The organism is Priestia megaterium (assembly GCF_009497655.1).
Lineage (GTDB): Bacteria > Bacillota > Bacilli > Bacillales > Bacillaceae_H > Priestia > Priestia zanthoxyli.
Genome location: NZ_CP023317.1, coordinates 4422663 through 4441995 on the forward strand (window position 1 = coordinate 4422663; position 19333 = coordinate 4441995).

The window sequence follows — 19333 nt, forward strand, 5'->3', positions numbered from 1 at the left end:
TGATGTACATGTTTATTATATATCACTTACCTAGGGGGTGAAAGTGACAATACTTTGAACTTAGTGCTTCCTTATTATTTGTATCCCTTTCTTACATTATGTTAAAAGCAGCAAGAGTTCACTTGCTGCTTCTGCTCATTTGAGAAGAAAGGCCCGCACTTCTGATATAAAATACAGAGACCCTGTAATCACGACCATGTCTTGTTCACCTGTCGCCTTTTCCTTTACGTAAGCAATTGCTTTTTTCCACTCCTCGTCCATATGCTTATTACGATGAGTACTCATCTCATAAAGCTCCCCAGCTGCGCGAGCACGAGGAAAGTCAAACGACGTAAATGTAATACTTGCAGCGATTGTTTCAAGTTCTTGGACCATTCGATCAGCGCTTTTATCATTTAAGCAGCTGAAGATTAAATGAATGTTTCGATCTTCATAATGAAGGCGTAAAGTAGATAACAAGCTATCAATGCCTTCTGCATTATGAGCCCCGTCAATAATCGTTAAAGGATGCTCATTTACTATCTCAAAGCGGCCGTTCCACTTTGTATGCTGAATCCCTTTTATCATTTGCTCATTGGAGATAGAAAGCTTTTTCTTTTCTTTTAAATAACAAACGGCCATCACAGCCAAAGCTGCATTTTTAACTTGATGATAGCCAAGCATATTTAATTGCAAGTGTTCAAATGTACCATACGGCGTTTTTAACGTAAAGCCTTCTCCATTTGCTAAGGGCTCATAGTTTTCAATTTTAAATTCTTTTCCTAACACAAATAACGAAGCCTGCTTCAAATTTGCCTCTTCTGTAATGACGTCAAGCGCCTTTACTTGCTCTGCACCAGTAATAATAGGGACTTCTTTTTTAATAATCCCCGCTTTTTCTGCTGCAATTTCTTCTACCGTATCACCTAGTATCGCCATGTGATCAAATCCAATGTTTGTAATAATACTCACCATAGGATTCACAACGTTTGTTGAATCATATCGTCCCCCAAGACCTGTTTCAAACACAACATAGTCAACTGAATCATGATAGCCGAAATAAAGAAAAGCCATGATTGTAATCACTTCAAATTCCGTTGCTGACCCTAAGTCCGTATGTTCTAGTCGCTCCACTACAGGCTTTACTTCCTGAACAAGAGCGGTCATTGCTTCATTTGAAATAGGCTGTCCATTCACGCTAATCCGCTCATTAAATGTTTCGATATAAGGGGAAGTAAACGTTCCAACTTTATACCCTGCTTCTTCTAACATATTTCGCAAATACGAAACAGTAGAACCTTTACCATTCGTCCCAGCAACGTGAATAGCATTTATATTTTGCTGCGGAAAATCAAGCTGCTCTAGCATCCATTCCATTCGTTCTAACCCCGGCTTGATTCCAAAGCGAAGTCTGTTATGAATCCAATCAAGCGCTTCTTCATATGTCGTTATCATCTTTTATTCACCTTTCTTTTCCATCGCTATTATTATGTAAAGAAAAAGCGTCGCTATACAAGCCACGCTTTTTCTGTTGGTTTATTAACCCATTGATTATCCGCGTAATTCAGCAATACGAGACTGAACAGCTTCACGTTTTTCAACGTAATCTTGCTCTTTTGCACGCTCTTCTTCTACTACTTTAGCAGGCGCTTTTGCAATAAAGCCTTGGTTGTTTAATTTCTTTTGTACACGTTCTACTTCTTTGTTTAACTTATCGTGTTCTTTTTCTAAACGGGCGATTTCTTCTTCGATATTAATTAAACCTTCAAGAGGTAAAATTAATTCTGCGCCTGTTACAACAGCAGTCATCGCTTTTTCATCTAATGAAACATCGGTTGAAATTACAAGCTCACTTGGATTACAGAAACGTTCTACATACGCACGATTCTTTTCAAGCTGACTTTGAATATTTTCATCTTTAGCTTTAATAAATAATTTTACTTGTTTGCTCATCGGCGTGTTCACTTCAGCACGAATGTTACGAACAGCACGGATAATATCTACAAGTAAACGCATATCGTTAGCAGCTTCTTTATCCGAAAGCTCAGCGCGTACTTCCGGCCATTTAGCTACTGTAATTGATTCACCTTCATGCGGCAAGCTTTGCCAAATTTCTTCAGTAATAAACGGCATGAATGGATGTAAAAGTCGCATTGTGTTATCAAGTACATAAGCTAAAATTGAGCGAGTGGTCTTTTTAGCTGCTTCATCTTCTCCGTAAAGAGGAAGTTTAGCCATTTCAATGTACCAATCGCAGAAGTCATCCCAAATAAAGTTATAAAGAATGCGTCCAACTTCACCAAATTCATATTTGTCAGCTAATTTTGTTACGTGCTCAATCGTTTCATTTAAGCGCGTTAAAATCCATTTATCCGCAACTGACTTTTCGCCTGATAAATCAAGCTCTTCAAATGTGATGCCGTCCATGTTCATTAATGCGAAACGAGAAGCATTCCAAATTTTATTTGCAAAGTTCCATGTCGCTTCGACTTTTTCAAAGCTAAAGCGTAAATCTTGTCCCGGTGAGCTTCCTGTAGATAAGAAATAGCGAAGAGAATCTGCACCGTATTTCTCGATTACTTCCATTGGATCTACGCCGTTACCAAGTGATTTACTCATTTTACGACCTTCAGCATCTCGTACAAGACCGTGAATAAGTACATCGTCAAACGGACGTTTACCCGTAAATTCAAGACCTTGGAAAATCATACGAGATACCCAGAAGAAAATAATGTCGTAGCCCGTTACAAGCACATTTGTTGGGTAGTAGCGTTTGAAATCAGCTGCATCCACATCCGGCCAGCCCATTGTTGAGAACGGCCATAGCGCTGAACTGAACCATGTGTCTAATACATCTGAATCCTGTTCCCAGTTTTCGATATCTGCTGGAGCCTCATGATCTACGTATACTTCTCCAGTTTCTTTATGATACCAAGCTGGAATGCGGTGTCCCCACCAAAGCTGACGCGAAATACACCAGTCGCGAATATTTTCCATCCAGTGTAAGTATGTCTTTTCAAAACGATCAGGCACAAAGTTTACTTTTTCTTCTTGTTTTTGAAGATCTACTGCTTTATCTGCTAACGGCTGCATTTTTACAAACCACTGAGTTGATAAATAAGGTTCAACAACGGCACCGCTTCGTTCACTGTGACCTACTGAATGCATGTGGTCTTCAATGTCGAACAATACGCCGTCTTCTTGAAGGTCTTTAACAATTTGCTTACGGCAAGCAAAACGATCCATTCCTTCATATTTACCTGCTTTGTCATTCATCGTACCGTCTTGATTCATCACTAAAATACGCTCTAAATTATGACGGTTTCCAATTTCAAAATCGTTCGGGTCATGAGCAGGCGTAATTTTTACTGCACCAGAACCGAATTCCATATCTACATAATCATCGCCTACGATTGGAATTTCACGACCTACAATCGGAAGGACAACCTTTTTGCCGATTAAGTGCTTATAGCGATCATCTTCAGGGTGAACAGCTACAGCCGTATCTCCTAGCATTGTTTCAGGACGAGTTGTTGCGATTTCAATATGTCCAGAACCATCTGCCAACGGATAGCGCATATGATAAAACGCACCTTGTACATCTTTGTAAATAACCTCGATGTCTGAAAGAGCTGTTTTTGTAGCTGGATCCCAGTTAATAATATATTCTCCGCGATAGATTAACCCTTTTTTGTAAAGCGTTACGAATACTTCGCGCACTGCTTTAGAAAGGCCTTCATCAAGCGTGAAGCGCTCGCGTGAATAGTCTAAGCCAAGTCCTAGCTTCGACCACTGCTGGCGAATAAAGCTTGCATATTCTTCTTTCCATTTCCACGTTTCGGCTACAAAATTTTCGCGGCCTAGATCGTAGCGGCTTTTCCCTTCGCTGCGAAGCTTTTCTTCTACTTTTGCCTGCGTTGCAATCCCCGCATGGTCCATGCCGGGAAGCCATAAAACGTCATAGCCTTGCATGCGCTTCATACGCGTTAAGATGTCTTGTAACGTTGTATCCCAAGCGTGGCCTAAATGCAGCTTGCCCGTTACGTTTGGGGGTGGAATTACAATTGTATATGGCTCTTTTTCAGGGTCATTTGTTGCTTCAAAAAACTTCCCGTCTAACCAATACTGATAACGATTTTCTTCAACGGCTTTTGGATCATACTTCGTTGGAAGAGTCACTTCTTTTTCAGACATAATGTATACCTCCATAATATAAAGTTTCAGTCTTTAGAAACTGTGTAAAGCTTTTATAAACATAAAAAAACTCCTTTCCTAATAAAAGGACGAAAGGAGTTGATTTCGCGGTACCACCTTTTTTTATAGACGTATCCCGTTTGATAAGCCTATACACTTCATTTCATAACGGTTGATTAACCGGCTTTTTCTACTGAGCTATGCAGCTGTTCAAAAAAGCTACTCATAGGCGACATTCCGAGTGCACATTCTTAAGAAATCTCACAGCAGCTGATTTCTCTCTCTGAAAGACGAACATCCCGTACTCTTCCTATTCACTGTATTTATGTATGAATTTCTCTTAATTATACTATATGAAAAAATGTTGAATCGTCAATAATCTTCTCCATTTTTTTATGATTATATTCATAATTTTTTTGTTCTGCTCTTTATTTTTTCATTCACTCGCTAATTTTGGAAATAAAATGAAAAGTCCGCTCAAAAAAATGGCACCATTTCTTTCTTTTTTCATATACTTACTTTAACCTGGGCACGTGGATTGAAAGGGGCATGTACAAATGAAGAAACGAATAAATGTAAATTCGTATCAGCTGCAGCGGTGGCTCAAAACAGCAGGAGCGGCTTGTGGACAGTTTATTGTTCCTTTAACAATTTTTCAAGGTATACGTACACTATTCTTCCCCACAACCTTTGATGTACTGTTGTTGGCACTTCTTGCCATACTAGCGGTTGCTTTATATTCGGACTGGATTTAAAAACCCAAGCGCTATTCGTTCGCTTGGGCTTGTGCAGCTGCTTCCGCTGCCATTTTTTTTTGCTGATCTACTTCAAATATTTTAATATTGAGCTGTTCAATGTTTTTCGTCAGCCAGTATGCTCGAATAAATGACTGCATATGTTCAAGCTCCGTTTTACTTTCTTTATGCTGCCTATATTGAACGATACACTGATACAAGGGTTCTGGAAACGCTAAATAACTGTGCAAAAGCAGTCTTTCCTCTTCTCTGAGAGCAAAATGTTTTTCATACGTACTAAACCACTCATAGCTGTCATAGGTAGTTACTGGGTACGTGCGAAGAGTACGGAAATAAAATGAGACCAAATCATAAATCGGTGAAGCATCTTTTGCATGTTCAAAGTTAATAAAAAAACCATTTCCCCGTTCGTCATAGATAAAATGTTTAGCCGATAGCTTTCCATGAGACGTAACCAGCCGGATCTTTTCCTTTTCTTCCATTTCATCGTTCCACTGATCGAGCTTTCCAAAACCAAACTCAAGCGCTCTTGTCATTTCATAATAAAATGTACAGTAATGCAACTCAAACGGGGACATATACACTTTCTTCTCGCATTCTACTACGTACTGCTTCAGCTCTTCCTGACGTTTTTCCCACGTTTCTTTCATCGATGTATAATGATTTTCTATATCTTCTTTTTTTACTTCTACTTCCTGCGCCGAAGCACCGTGAAGCTTAGCAAGCTCTTGAAATAATTTATGATATCGAATATCACGCTCTTCGGTTGGGTTATTTGGGAGCCACGGCATTAAGTAATACGAGCCGCTTTCATCTGAAACAATGGGCTGAGAACGCTTCGTTTGATAAATAGGGACAAAGCCCATCCACCCTTTTTGATACACGTTCTGCAACTTTTGAATGAAGTTCTGATTTCGCTCTTGATGATTCGCCATTTCTTTAAGCGCAAATACGCCAGTTTTTGTATAGACTTTTTTTACTTTTCCGTAGTCTTCGATAAAGTCAACATCTAAGTCATATTCTTTTAACAATACTTTGTAGTCTGCTACTGTCCGCTGCATCTATATTCTCCTTCCTCGTAAAAAATAAAGAAAACAGTTAAGACATTATATGCGTCAAAACTGTTTTCTTTCCGACTTTAACGAACGGGAATATTTAAGATGCTTCCTTCTTCCAGCTCATATTCATCTCCTAAATTATTCACTCGTAAAATGTTTTGTACATTCGTATTATAGCGGTTTGCTATCGTATCAAGCGAATCTCCGTCTTGAACAATACAAAGCTTCCACGTTGAAAAAGCTTCTTCTTCCCGCGAAAAGAGCTTTGTTAAATAAAGGGCGTTTTCATTTCGGCCGCTTTCATTTTCTTCTTTCCGAAATTCAACAATAATCTTTTCCTTTTCTTGCTCAGCCTCTTGTTGAACGTCAGCATACGTATTTAATTCACTAGCTTGCGATTCTTCGAAGCTTTCTTGCTCTTGACGAAGCTGAAAGAGCTCAATCACGTTGTCTTCTCTTTCTTCCTCGATTGGTGCCTCTTTTTTCACTTCGACTTCAAATGGTTCATATGCTTCCTCTTCATATTCCACGACCGGCTCAGCACGAGATTCTTTTTTAAATACAGATGAAAAATAACTAGGAGGCTTTTCTGAATGATCTTCTTCAATAGCCTCTGCCTCTAAAAGTGCGGGAGCTTCACGATAGCTTACGTCAAACTCTTGCTCCTCTTGTTTCTCTTCTTCTTGAGCAAAGTTTTCAGTATATACCTCTTCAGCATCGTCTGCTTCTTCATAGGAGACGATGTGCTGTTCTTCCGCAAACTCTTCCTCTTCTTCTCGTTCTTGTTCTTCATGCTGTTCCCCGTACAATCCTGTGATGGACAAGTCAGCCATTAGCTGCAGCTGATTTGTGCCTGGTAATTCATAATCAAATAAATCAATAGATACATATACATCTTCAATACTTTGAATACGATTTTTAGGAATGGTAATATCAACAGGAAATTGATGTGATAATTCAGCCGTTCCGTCTTCACGGACAGAGATAGATTGCACTTGATTCTCATTTGTATATTCGCGTAACGAGTGCTCTCCCTCGTACGTTTCGTATTCACCTGTTAATTGTAATGCTCCTCGAATAGACACATATTGGTCATATTCTTGAATAGATACTTGAGGCTCTAAGGAGATAGACAAAAGTTGTGAGACTTCCTGTCCTTTTTGAAACCATACTGATTCTTCTACGGAAAAACGCAGACATGATAAATTATCCTGCGACAAATTGTTCTCCCCCTTCCAACACCCGCCAGGTAATAGCGCGGTCATTAAAGATGTATGAACAAATAAATTAAAATATGTCTTGAAAACTAAAAAAGCTTACGGAATCCTCCGTAAGCTTCTTTATAAAAGTTATTTCTATTTAGCTGTTTATCCACGCAACTTTGAAAAAGCTTTTTCAGCTGCTGCAATTGTATGTTCAATGTCTGCATCTGTATGAGAAGTTGATAAAAACATTCCTTCGAATTGAGAAGGAGGTAAAAACACGCCTTCATTAGCCATTTCACGATAGTAAGCTGCAAAATAATCTAAATTCGATGTTTTCGCTGTTTCGTAATTTATGACCTGTTCGTTTGTGAAGAAGAAACCGATCATTGAACCAGCTCGGTTTACGGTAAACGGCACATCATATTTTTCAGCTGCTGCCATCAATCCTTCTTCTAAGCGATCTGCTTTACGAATGAACTCATCGTAGGATTGAGGTGTCAGCTGTGTTAATGTCTCGTATCCAGCTGTCATCGCAAGCGGATTACCTGATAATGTACCTGCTTGATAAATCGGGCCGCTTGGTGCAACTCGCTCCATAATTTCAGCTTTACCACCGTAAGCACCTACTGGTAAACCACCACCGATTACTTTTCCTAAGCAAGTTAAGTCAGGCGTAATGTTGTAGTAGCCCTGTGCACAGTTGTACGCTACGCGGAACCCTGTCATTACTTCATCAAAAATGAGCAGTGAGCCATATTCTGATGTGATATCACGAAGCCCTTGTAAGAAACCGGGCTGAGGTGGTACCACACCCATATTTCCTGCTACCGGTTCAACGATTACTCCGGCAATGTCATCTCCGAATTCTTTAAAAGCATATTGTACGCTTTCTAAATCATTGTACGGCACTGTAATCGTGTTTTTAGCGATTCCTTCAGGCACTCCCGGGCTATCTGGTAGGCCTAACGTTGCAACGCCTGAGCCAGCTTTAATGAGAAGAGAGTCACCGTGTCCATGGTAACAGCCTTCAAATTTTAAAATTTTGTTGCGGCCCGTATAGCCACGCGCTAAACGCAGTGCGCTCATCGTTGCTTCCGTACCTGAACTCACCATACGGACGATTTCGATTGAAGGAACGCGCTCAATCACAACTTTAGCGAGCTCATTTTCAATTAATGTTGGTGCACCAAAGCTTGTACCAGATTCCGTTACTTTTTTTACTGCTTCAACTACTTGATCGTTGGAATGTCCGTGAATTAAAGGTCCCCATGATAAGACGTAGTCAATATATTTGTTGCCGTCAATATCGTAAATCGTAGCGCCTTTTCCTCGTTCCATAAAAATAGGATCCATATCTACTGATTTAAATGCACGAACAGGACTGTTTACTCCACCCGGCATTAGTTGCTGCGCTTCTAAAAAAGCTGCTTTTGACTTTTCATAACTTCTCATGTGTAAGCCTCCTTAATTACTTGTCAGATAACCAGCGTGCTGCGTCTTTAGCATGATACGTTACAATTAAATCCGCTCCTGCACGCTTCATGCTAATTAATTTTTCAAGAACAATCTCTTTTTCATTTACCCAGCCGTTTTGAGCTGCCGCTTTAATCATTGAATATTCACCGCTCACATTATAAGCCACTACAGGTAAATTAAACGTATTTTTCACATCGCGCATAATATCTAAATATGATAGAGCTGGTTTTACAATTAAGAAATCTGCTCCTTCTTCGACATCAGATTCCGCTTCTCGAAGTGCCTCTAAGCGATTAGCTGGGTCCATTTGATATGTTTTACGGTCTCCAAATTGAGGAGAAGAATGCGCTGCATCACGGAATGGTCCGTAAAAAGCAGATGCATATTTAACAGCATAAGACATCACCGGCACATCTTCAAATCCAGCTTCGTCTAGACCGTGGCGAATAGCTGCCACGAAACCGTCCATCATGTTTGAAGGCGCAATAATATCCGCTCCTGCTTTAGCTTGACTAACCGCTGTACGCGCTAATAAGTCAAGGCTAGGATCGTTTAAGATTTTTCCGTCTTCAATTACACCACAGTGGCCATGATCTGTGTATTGACACAAGCATGTATCTGCGATAACAACAAAATCTGGAAAATTTTCTTTAATTTGACGAATACCTTTTTGGACAATTCCGTGGTCATGGTATGCCTGTGAGCCGACCGCATCTTTTTCAGCGGGAACACCAAATACCATAGCTGACTTGATTCCTAAATCGACTAACTCTTGGATTTCATCATTCAAGTAGTCTAAAGAAATTTGGTCCACACCTGGCATTGATTTTACAGCATTTCTTTTTTGTTCACCTTCTACAATAAAAATAGGATATATAAAGTCTTCCGGATGTAAATGTGTTTCACGTACAAGCGCACGCATATTTACAGAATTACGAAGACGACGATGACGTGTAATTTGTAAATCTTTCATGTTAAAATCCTCCTTTATTATTCAAAACAACTAACCAACATATCTATCATACCATTTATTGTGTATGTGTTAGGAACAAGATGCTTAATTCCATATTCGCTCGCTGTCTGACTCGTAATAGGACCGATGCAAACAACTTTGGTTTCATTTATAAGCTCAAGCCAATTCGGAATATCTTTAACTGACTCGACAAAAAATCTCACTGTAGAAGAACTTGTAAAAGTAATGGCATCAATTCCTGTTTCTAAATGTTGCTTAACCAAGCGTTCAGAGCCTTGATTTCGAATGGTCTGATATACAACTAAATCCGTTACCTCACACTCTTTTAACCCATCTTTTAAAACAGAGCGGGCTAATTGTCCTCGTACAAGGAGAACTCGCTCGTGATGTAACACATTTGCTTTTAACGACTCAAGAAGTGATTCGGCAACGTATTCTTTTGGAACAAGTTGCACGTTAACATCGTATTTTTCCAGCAATTTTGCGGTTTTTTCTCCAACCGCAGCCACTTTTAATCTTTTTAAAGCACTCCGACTGATATTTAACTCTTTTAGCCATTCAAAGAAAAAAGAAATGCCGTTTTGACTTGTAAAAACAATCCAATCAAAACAGTCAATCGACAGCAGGACATCTTCCACTTCTTTTTCATTGTTAGAACGTGCAAACGTGAGGACTGGTAAGCTTAAAGGTATGCCTCCAAGCTTTTTAATCTGTGCTGCAAATGAATGAGCCTGCTTCGCTTCTCTTGTAATCAAAACTTTTTTCAAAAAAAGAGGAGCCTCATGACTCATTATTTGTCCAGCTCCTCTTTTACGCGGTCAATTAAAAGCTTAGCTCCTTGAGATGTTAAGCGACTAGCAGCTTCTGAACCGATAGCAACGGGGTCTTTTCCCGTAATGTGCTCTTTATAAATCGTTTTGCCATCAGGAGATGCGACTAGCGACGTTAGCTCAATATTTCCACCGTCTACTATACGCCCATATCCCGCAATCGGCACTTGGCATCCGCCTTCCATCTCTTTTAAAAATACGCGTTCAGCTCTAACAGCACGAGCCGTTTCATCATGATTTAGAGTTTGAAGAAGCGATAATAATTCATCGTCATTTTCTCGGCATTCGATAGCTAAAGCTCCTTGTCCTACAGCAGGAACACTTATTTCCGGCTCTAGGTACTGAGTGACCGTATCTCTCGACCAGCCCATACGAGATAGTCCTGCAGCGGCCAAGATAATCGCATCGTAATCTTCATTTTTTAATTTCTCTAGGCGTGTATCGATATTTCCTCGAATCCATTTAATTTCGATATCTGAACGCATAGATAGAAGCTGTGCCCCTCGACGCAAGCTGCTTGTCCCAATCACAGCACCGCTTGGCAGCTCCTCAAATCGCTCACCATTTTTTGAAATAAGCGCATCACGGTGATCTTCTCGTAAAGGAATACATCCAATCGTTAATCCTTCTGGCAAAACAGCCGGCATATCTTTCATACTATGAACGGCCATATCAATTTCTTTATCTAACATGGCTTGTTCAATTTCTTTTACAAAAAGACCTTTACCGCCTACTTTGGACAGCGTTACATTTAAAATTTTGTCCCCTTTTGTCACCATTTCTTTAATTTCAAACTCAAAAGGAAGACCTTGTTTTTTTAACTGTTCAATGACCCACTTGGTCTGTGTTAACGCAAGTTTGCTTCGACGAGAGCCGACAATAATTTTTCGCATGTTGTCCTCCTAATTACGAACCCCAAAAGTGAAAATTCGATAAACTGCCAAATAAAAAGAAATTAATAAGTAAGACTAAGAACAATCCAATATTCCACATCGCGATTGCCTTTCCTTGAATACCTCTACGCAGTCTAGCATACAAGTAAGCGCTGTATGCAACAAACATTAAAAATGAACCTAACACTTTTGTATCGTACCAATGAAAATCTACGTATTTAATATAAGCCCATATGATTCCTAAGATTAACGAAAGCAATAACAGCGGTACACCAATTAAAATTAATACATAGGACATGTAATCTAGCTTTGTTAAATCTTCAATTCTTAGCAAGCGCTTGCCCCATTTCTTCTTTTTCAATAAATTATACTGAACAAGATACAGTGCAGAAAAAACAAAAGAAACTGAAAAAGCGCCGTAAGATAAAATAGCCATGGTAATATGGATGATTAATAATTCTGACACAAGGCGCTCCGACTGGACAGCCGTGTATGTTTCAAGTGGAGCAAACGTATGAATAGCCATAATTAAGAAACCAATCACATTTGTAAAAAACACCATAAAATCAACGCGGAACAGGCGATTAATCACAAGTGAAAGAGTAATTAACACCCACGCGTAAAAATACAGCCCTTCAGAAACAGTAAGAATAGGAAACCTTCCCGTCTCAAACATTCGTAAAATTAAAAAGGCTGTTTGCAAAACCCATACAATAGAAAGTAACCAGAAGGCTATCGAGTTTGCCTTCCGGTTATTTTGTACAAAATCAATAAAATATAATAAAACGCTCACCGCGTATAAAATCACAATCAATTCATAGATTCTGGTTAATTCCATATCAACCATTATTCAATCCTCACTTAAGACTGATAAGCTACTGAATGAGACGTAATCGATGTATGAAGCTGCTCTTCTTTTTCTTTTTGCAAAGCAACTTCCTGTTCAATATTAAAAATCTTCATGAACAGCTCTAAAGACTCTTCAGCATGTTTCTCTCCAGCCAATTCTTTCGCGTGTAAAATTGGATCGCGAAGAAGTTGATTAATTATACTTTTTGTATGTTTATTTAACACTTTGCGCTCACGCTCAGATAAATCTGGGAGCTTACGATCAATGCTTTTCATCGTTTCAGCTTGAATGGTAAGTGCTTTTTGACGAAGTGCAGAAATAACAGGTACAACGCCTAATGTACCAAGCCAAGACTTGAAAGCAACAATTTCAGCTTCAAGCATAATTTCAATTTCATCCGCAGCTTTTTGACGCTCTTGCAAATTAGATTCTACAATCCCGTTTAAATCGTCGATATCGTATAAAAAGACCGTCTCTAGCTCATCTAGTTCTGGATCTAAGTCACGCGGAACGGCGATGTCTACCATAAACAATGGACGACCTTTACGCGTACGCTCTGCTTCACTCATCATTCGTTTCGTTACTACATAGTCATTAGCTCCTGTTGAACTAATTAAAATATCTGCTTCGCTTAAAGCATGTTGAAGATCAGCAAATGGTTTGGCTTCTCCAGAAAAACGGTTTGCTAGCTCCTGTGCCTTTTCAAATGTTCGATTCACTACCGTTACTTTTTTAGCTCCGCTGCCATATAAATTCTGCACGGCCAGCTGACCCATTTTTCCCGCACCAAGAATCAATACGTGTTTAGATGATAAGTCTCCAAAAATCTTTTTAGCAAGCTCTACGGCTGCGTAGCTGACAGAAACTGCATTCGCACCAATTTCTGTTTCATGATGAGCTTTTTTGGCTAATGTCACAGCTTGTTTAAACAGCTGATTAAAAACCGTTCCAATTGTTTCTTCTTCTTGAGCAAGCAAAAAGCTTGAACGCACTTGTCCAAGAATTTGTGTTTCACCAATCACCATTGAATCTAATCCACATGCTACTCGGTATAAGTGTTCGATGGCTCCATCATTTTCATAGATCGTTAAATAAGGCGAAAACTCTTCTTTATCTATTCCGAACCATTCAGCTAAAAATGCTTTTACATAATAACGGCCCGTGTGTAATTGATCAACAACAGCATAAATTTCCGTACGATTGCATGTTGAAACAATGATGTTCTCCAAAATGCTTTTTTGGCCGCTTAACGTTTTCATGGCAGATGCTAGTTCTTGCTCATTAAAACTAAGCTTTTCTCTTATTTCAACAGGGGCTGTTCGAAAGTTTAAGCCGACTGCTATAATATGCATTTGTACATACCCCCTATAATTGAAATGTGCTTATTTATCCGAATTTGACGGGCAGTAACCCCTAAATTTCCAAAGAGCTACAGTGAGATAACTGCCCGTAAAATCCGGCGTTCTTCATTCTACTATTCGTAAAAACCGGCGGACATTACACAGATGTAATCTTCGCCTTATCTCTAACTATTATAACATGTTCTATAAGTCATTCGAAAAAAAAATGTGAACAGTCTTTGAAAACATGTGTTAAGATATTAACTGTTATTCCGTAATAAATTGTATCAAAAAAGCAGCGTTTTATCACGTTTTCTGTTTTGAAACACCTGGAGGTTACTATGAAAAAGCAATCAATGTTTTTTGGTGTCTTACTAGTTGGATTTGGAATCTTTTTCTTACTGAATGAACTACATATGAGCATTGCAGCAAAGGTATACACGTGGCCTGTACTGTTAATTTTAATAGGAGCGGCACTGTTAACTGAGTCTGCTTTATCTCAAGATCATTCAAACTTGCTTGCAAGTTACATATTAATCACTTTAGGTATTCATTTCTATGTAAGTGAACAAATTCCCTTTTGGCCTACGAATATTAGCATGGTCGTTTTTATGGTGGCCATTAGCTTTTTACTCAGTGCTAGAAAAGCCAAATCGGGCTTTTTCCAAGGCGGCACCCTTTTAATTATTGCCATTTTAATGATGTTTTCAGACCGTCTTAAACTATTTTTGCCAAAAGTTGAAGACGGCGTAAATTATTTAACAACCTTCTGGCCTATTTTATTGTTACTAGTTGGGCTATATTTATTATTTTTCAAACGAAAGTAATCTATGTAAACAAGTTAAAAAAATGGAACGTTTGACTCACTTCCTGGTAGAGTGATGATAAACGTTCCATTTTTTTAGCTTCTATTCCTTTGTTTAGTGAGTCATGCGATACTGCAAAGATTTCCACGCTTTATCTTTTCCTTCACCTGTTTCAGATGAGAAATGAATTAATTCATCATTTGGATCTAAATCCAGCGTTTCTCTCACTACTTTTAAGTGCTTCTGCCATTTTCCTTTAGGAATTTTATCGGCTTTCGTCGCAATAACCATAACGGGAAGGTCATGGTGCTTCAAAAACTCATACATCATAACGTCATCCTTTGAAGGAGCATGGCGTAGATCAACAATCATTAACACAGCTTTAAGCTGCTCACGATTTGTTAAATACGTTTCAATCATTTTCCCCCATGCTTCACGCTCTTTTTTAGACACTTTTGCAAATCCGTAGCCAGGTACGTCTACAAAGTGAAGGATTTCATTAATTAAAAAGAAGTTAAGCGTTTGAGTTTTTCCAGGCTTAGACGACGTACGCGCTAAGCTTTTGCGATTGAGCATCTTATTAATAAAAGATGATTTTCCTACATTTGAACGGCCTGCTAACGCAAATTCTGGCAGGTTTTCTTTAGGATATTGTTCAGGGCGTACGGCACTGATAACAATATCGGCTTGAGTTACTTTCATTTTACCTCTCCTACTAGCGCATGTTCCAATACTTGGTCCACATGTGACACAAGAACGATGTCTAATTCCTCTTGTACACTGTCAGGGATATCTTCAATATCACGTTCATTATCGTGAGGGATTAATATTTTAGTTAATCCGGCACGGTGTGCACTAAGTGACTTTTCTTTTAAACCACCGATTGGTAATACGCGACCTCTTAGTGTAATTTCTCCTGTCATTCCTACTTCTCTACGCACTGGTTTACCCGTTAGTGCTGATACTAGAGCAGTGGCAATGGTAATTCCTGCAGAAGGTCCATCCTTTGGTACAGCTCCTTCTGGAACATGGATATGAATATCATGTTTTTCATAAAACTTCTCATCAATTCCTAGTTTCTCTGCATTTGAACGCACATAGCTAAATGCCGCCTGAGCTGATTCTTTCATCACGTCTCCAAGCTTTCCGGTTAGCACTAGTCTTCCTTTACCAGGGGATAAGCTTACTTCAATGGCCAGCGTGTCTCCTCCTACAGTTGTGTAAGCAAGACCTGTAGCAACGCCAACTTGATCTTCCGTCTCAGCCTGTCCGTAGCGGAACCTAGGCTTACCAAGGAATTCTTCAAGCGTTTTGGCCGTCACCACCACGCGCTTTTTCTCACCAGAGACTACGATACGAGCTGCTTTTCGACAAATGGAAGCAATTTCGCGTTCAAGGTTACGAACACCAGCTTCTCTCGTATATAAACGTATGATTGCTGTTAAGGCGTCATCGCGAATCTGCAAATTGCCCTTTTGCAATCCGTGATTTTCTAGCTGGCGCAGCAATAGGTGACGCTTCGCGATTTCAAGCTTTTCCAGCTCCGTGTAACCAGCAATTTGAATAATTTCCATTCGATCGCGCAGCGGCCCCGGAATCGTAGCTAAGTTATTAGCTGTAGCCACGAACATCACTTTTGATAAATCATACGTTTCTTCTATATAGTGATCGCTGAAATTATGATTTTGTTCAGGATCCAATACTTCTAACAAAGCAGAAGACGGGTCTCCTCGGAAATCATTTGACATTTTATCGATTTCATCAAGCAGAAATACAGGGTTAATCGTTCCTGCTTTTTTCATTCCTTGAATAATGCGTCCAGGCATAGCTCCCACGTACGTGCGACGATGACCGCGGATTTCTGACTCATCTCTCACACCGCCTAGAGATACTCGTACAAAATGACGATCTAGAGACGTAGCAATTGAGCGGGCTAGGGATGTTTTCCCTACGCCAGGAGGTCCTGCTAAACATAAAATAGGGCCTTTAAGAGATTTTGTCAACTGCTGCACGGCTAGATATTCTAATACGCGTTCCTTCACTTTTTCAAGGCCATAGTGCTCATCGTTCAGCACTTGTTCAGCATTATGAATATTGAGCGTATCTTCCGTTTCGTTTGTCCAAGGTAGCGCAATCAACCACTCGATATAATTTCGAATGACTGAGCTTTCAGCGGAGGTAGCAGGAATTTTTTCATAGCGATCCAATTCTTTAAACGCCACTTGTTTGACATGGTCCGTCATCCCACTTGCTTCAATTTTTTCGCGAAGCGTTGCTACTTCTCCTGTCTTTCCTTCTTTGTCTCCAAGCTCTTTTTGAATCGCCTTCATTTGCTCACGAAGATAATACTCTTTCTGAGTGCGTTCCATTGATTTCTTTACACGCTGTCCAATTTTTTTCTCCAGCTGCAAAACTTCTTGCTCGTCTTGAATATGAGAAATGATCGTATTTAATCTTTCTTTCACATCAGTTGTTTCTAAAATTTCTTGTTTAAGCTGAATTTTTATTGGTAAATGAGAGGCTACAATATCTGCTAATCTTCCTGGTTCTTCAATGTCACTTACGGTTGAAAGAGTTTCAACGGACACCTTTTTGGAAAGTTTTATGTATTGTTCGAAATAGTCTAAAAGCGTGCGCATCAGCGCTTTATCTTCTACATCAACCTGATGTTCTTCATTTTGCTTTTCCACGTGTACAACAAAATATTCTTCGCTGTCTTCAAATTCTGTAACGGTTACGCGATTTAGTCCTTCTACTAAGACGCGCATCGTTCCATTCGGCAGCTTTAGCATTTGTTTAATTTTTGCCAACGTACCGGTTCTATATAAATCCTCTTTTGTTGGTTCATCGATACCCATATCTTTTTGTGATACTAAACAAACTAAGTGATCATCCATCATTGCTTTTTCTAATGCTTGCACAGATTTGTCTCGCCCAACATCTAAATGAAGCACCATTGTCGGATAGACGATCAAACCTCGTAAAGGCAGTAGCGGCATTGTCAATTTTTCTTTTTCTGCCATGCAATGAACACCTCCAATGCTCGTCAATTAAAGTATGTAAAGTGTGAATTCTTTTAACAATTTTATCTCATTTGTATACACATTGTCTAACAATAGTAATTACTAATTGTATCATGAGAAAGAATTAAAAGGCAAAATATATCTTTTTAAGCTCTTTTCATAAAAAAACGCCTTTTTCGTTGGCTGTGTATAAAGGTTTTATACGCGAAAAAGGCGATGAATATTCATCTGACCATTAATTTTTAATTATCATGATAGAATTAGCTAGATTCTCTATTTGGAATAGCTGGATCTACCGACAAATGTGCAACATGCTCATGTACAGACAATAGTGCTTGTTCAAACACCTCTGTTAAATGATGGACAGGAATAATATCGATACCTTTTACCTTTTCTACCATTGCATTCATATTTTCTTTTGGCACAATCACCGTCTGAACGCCTGCTTGTTTTGCTGCCTTGATTTTTGGAATTACGCCGCCAATTGGCTTTACGTTGCCGTGCAGACCAATTTCTCCTGTCATTGCTACCGTGTGTTTGATTGGGACTTCATAAATTGCTGAGTAGATCCCTGTTGCCATAGCAATACCAGCAGAAGGTCCATCGATTGGCACACCTCCCGGAAAATTCACGTGGATATCATACTCATCGGCTGGCACATCCATTGAGCGAAGAACCGTTATGACATTTTCAATTGAGCTTTTAGCCATACTTTTACGACGAATAGACTTCCCTTGAGTCCCTATACTTTCCTCTTCAACGATACCCGTAATAATAATGTTCCCTTTCTCTTTTGCAGGAATCGCTTTGACCTCAATTTCTAAAAGTGCTCCAGAGTTGGGCCCGTACACGGCTAATCCATTAATAAGCCCCACTTTTTCCTCATCTGCAATTTTCGGATCGTGTCTTGGAGATAGTTGACTAGAATGAACAATCCATTCAATATCTTCATTTTTAATGTCCGTTCGTTCCTCTGATATCGCTAGTCCAGCCGCAATTTGCATCATATTAACCGTTTCACGTCCATTGCGTGCATATGTAGAAAACAGAGATAAACCTTCTTCTGATATATCCATTCTGACTTTATTTGCTGCTTTTTTTGCAACTGTAATAATTTCGTCGCGATCAAGCTCACGGAAAAATACCTCTACGCATCTGGAACGAATGGCAGGCGGAATTTCATTAGGCGTTCTAGTCGTCGCACCAATCAAGCGAAAGTCGGCTGGTAAACCATTTTGAAAAATATCGTGAATATGTGTTGGAATTTGTGTATTTTCTTCGCTGTAATAGGCGCTTTCCATAAACACTTTTCGATCTTCTAGAACCTTTAACAGCTTATTCATCTGAATAGGATGGAGTTCTCCAATTTCATCAATAAATAAAATTCCCCCGTGTGCATCTGTAACTGCTCCTTGTTTTGGCTGCGGAATTCCAGCTTGGCCCATAGCGCCTGCGCCTTGGTAAATGGGGTCATGCACTGATCCAATTAAAGGATCTGCAATGCCTCGCTCATCAAAACGCGCCGTAGTTGCATCTAACTCTACAAATACAGCTGCTTGTTTAAAAGGTGATTTTTTATTTTTCTTTGCTTCTTCTAACACTAAACGTGCTGCTGCTGTTTTTCCTACTCCAGGCGGCCCGTATACAATAACGTGCTGTGGATTAGGACCGCAAAGGGCAGCCTTTAGTGACCGAATTCCATCTTCTTGTCCGACAATATCGGAGAAGCTAGACGGCCTCACACGTTCGGCAAGCGGCTCAGTTAAAGAGATGGCTCTCATCTTCTGCAGTTGCTCCATTTCTTTCTTTGAATCCCGGTCAATTGAGACTTTTTGCGTACGCTGATTGCGTAATAAATTCCAAAAATATAAGCCAATGATGATACCAAAAAAGAGTTGGACCATTAAGGCAATATTCGTCCAGTTCATAGATAAACCTCCTGCGCAGTTTA

General features: G+C 39.5%; 15 protein-coding genes and 1 other annotated feature. Of the genes, 2 read left to right on the forward strand and 13 right to left on the reverse strand.

The features are described from left to right. Positions 1-135: 135 nt before the first annotated feature. Complete coding sequence (locus CEQ83_RS22690) at positions 136-1434, reverse strand: bifunctional folylpolyglutamate synthase/dihydrofolate synthase (protein WP_028411724.1); 1299 nt, start codon at positions 1432-1434, stop codon at positions 136-138. Positions 1435-1530: 96 nt separating this feature from the next. Further along, on the reverse strand, positions 1531-4173 hold the full coding sequence (locus tag CEQ83_RS22695; RefSeq protein ID WP_108674319.1) for a valine--tRNA ligase: 2643 nt from the start codon (positions 4171-4173) through the stop codon (positions 1531-1533). 82 nt (positions 4174-4255) lie between these two features. Continuing rightward, positions 4256-4500: a binding site (T-box leader), on the reverse strand. A gap of 230 nt (positions 4501-4730) precedes the next feature. Between CEQ83_RS22695 and CEQ83_RS22700 the strand changes: the two genes are divergently transcribed. Beyond that, a complete protein-coding gene (locus tag CEQ83_RS22700; RefSeq protein ID WP_013059354.1) occupies positions 4731-4928 on the forward strand; it encodes a hypothetical protein in 198 nt (65 codons plus the stop codon). Positions 4929-4939: 11 nt separating this feature from the next. Here CEQ83_RS22700 and ysxE read toward each other — a convergent pair whose 3' ends face one another. The 8 genes from ysxE to hemA all read right to left on the reverse strand — a co-directional run bounded on the left by ysxE (position 4940) and on the right by hemA (position 13565). Next, positions 4940-5989, reverse strand: a complete 1050-nt coding sequence (gene ysxE / locus CEQ83_RS22705) for a spore coat protein YsxE (RefSeq protein WP_013085128.1) — start codon at positions 5987-5989, stop codon at positions 4940-4942. A 77-nt stretch (positions 5990-6066) separates the two neighbouring features. Next, the gene (gene spoVID, locus CEQ83_RS22710; protein WP_028411727.1) at positions 6067-7206 is read right to left on the reverse strand and encodes a stage VI sporulation protein D; all 1140 of its coding nucleotides are present in this window, start codon (positions 7204-7206) and stop codon (positions 6067-6069) included. Between the two features lie 147 nt (positions 7207-7353). Next, a complete protein-coding gene (gene hemL, locus CEQ83_RS22715; protein ID WP_013059357.1) occupies positions 7354-8643 on the reverse strand; it encodes a glutamate-1-semialdehyde 2,1-aminomutase in 1290 nt (429 codons plus the stop codon). Between the two features lie 16 nt (positions 8644-8659). After that, positions 8660-9640: a porphobilinogen synthase gene (hemB, locus tag CEQ83_RS22720; protein ID WP_108674320.1), complete on the reverse strand. Its 981-nt coding sequence runs from the start codon at positions 9638-9640 to the stop codon at positions 8660-8662. Between the two features lie 17 nt (positions 9641-9657). After that, positions 9658-10431: a uroporphyrinogen-III synthase gene (locus tag CEQ83_RS22725; protein ID WP_049166235.1), complete on the reverse strand. Its 774-nt coding sequence runs from the start codon at positions 10429-10431 to the stop codon at positions 9658-9660. Continuing rightward, entirely contained in the window at positions 10431-11363 is a 933-nt protein-coding gene (gene hemC / locus CEQ83_RS22730; protein ID WP_028411729.1) for a hydroxymethylbilane synthase, read from the reverse strand. The genes CEQ83_RS22725 and hemC overlap by 1 nt, the downstream gene beginning before the upstream one ends. A gap of 13 nt (positions 11364-11376) precedes the next feature. Further along, on the reverse strand, positions 11377-12210 hold the full coding sequence (locus tag CEQ83_RS22735; RefSeq protein ID WP_013059361.1) for a cytochrome C assembly family protein: 834 nt from the start codon (positions 12208-12210) through the stop codon (positions 11377-11379). Positions 12211-12224: 14 nt separating this feature from the next. After that, entirely contained in the window at positions 12225-13565 is a 1341-nt protein-coding gene (hemA, locus tag CEQ83_RS22740; RefSeq protein WP_033579644.1) for a glutamyl-tRNA reductase, read from the reverse strand. 329 nt (positions 13566-13894) lie between these two features. On the opposite strand from hemA, the gene CEQ83_RS22745 reads away from it, so the two are divergent. Further along, positions 13895-14380: a LiaF transmembrane domain-containing protein gene (locus CEQ83_RS22745; protein WP_013059363.1), complete on the forward strand. Its 486-nt coding sequence runs from the start codon at positions 13895-13897 to the stop codon at positions 14378-14380. Between the two features lie 93 nt (positions 14381-14473). Here CEQ83_RS22745 and yihA read toward each other — a convergent pair whose 3' ends face one another. The 3 genes from yihA to lonB form a co-directional block, all read right to left on the reverse strand. Continuing rightward, entirely contained in the window at positions 14474-15061 is a 588-nt protein-coding gene (yihA, locus tag CEQ83_RS22750; protein ID WP_013059364.1) for a ribosome biogenesis GTP-binding protein YihA/YsxC, read from the reverse strand. After that, on the reverse strand, positions 15058-17382 hold the full coding sequence (lon, locus tag CEQ83_RS22755) for an endopeptidase La (protein ID WP_014458105.1): 2325 nt from the start codon (positions 17380-17382) through the stop codon (positions 15058-15060). The genes yihA and lon overlap by 4 nt, the downstream gene beginning before the upstream one ends. A 260-nt stretch (positions 17383-17642) precedes the next feature. Continuing rightward, a complete protein-coding gene (gene lonB / locus CEQ83_RS22760) occupies positions 17643-19310 on the reverse strand; it encodes an ATP-dependent protease LonB (RefSeq protein ID WP_028411731.1) in 1668 nt (555 codons plus the stop codon). Positions 19311-19333: the final 23 nt, after the last annotated feature.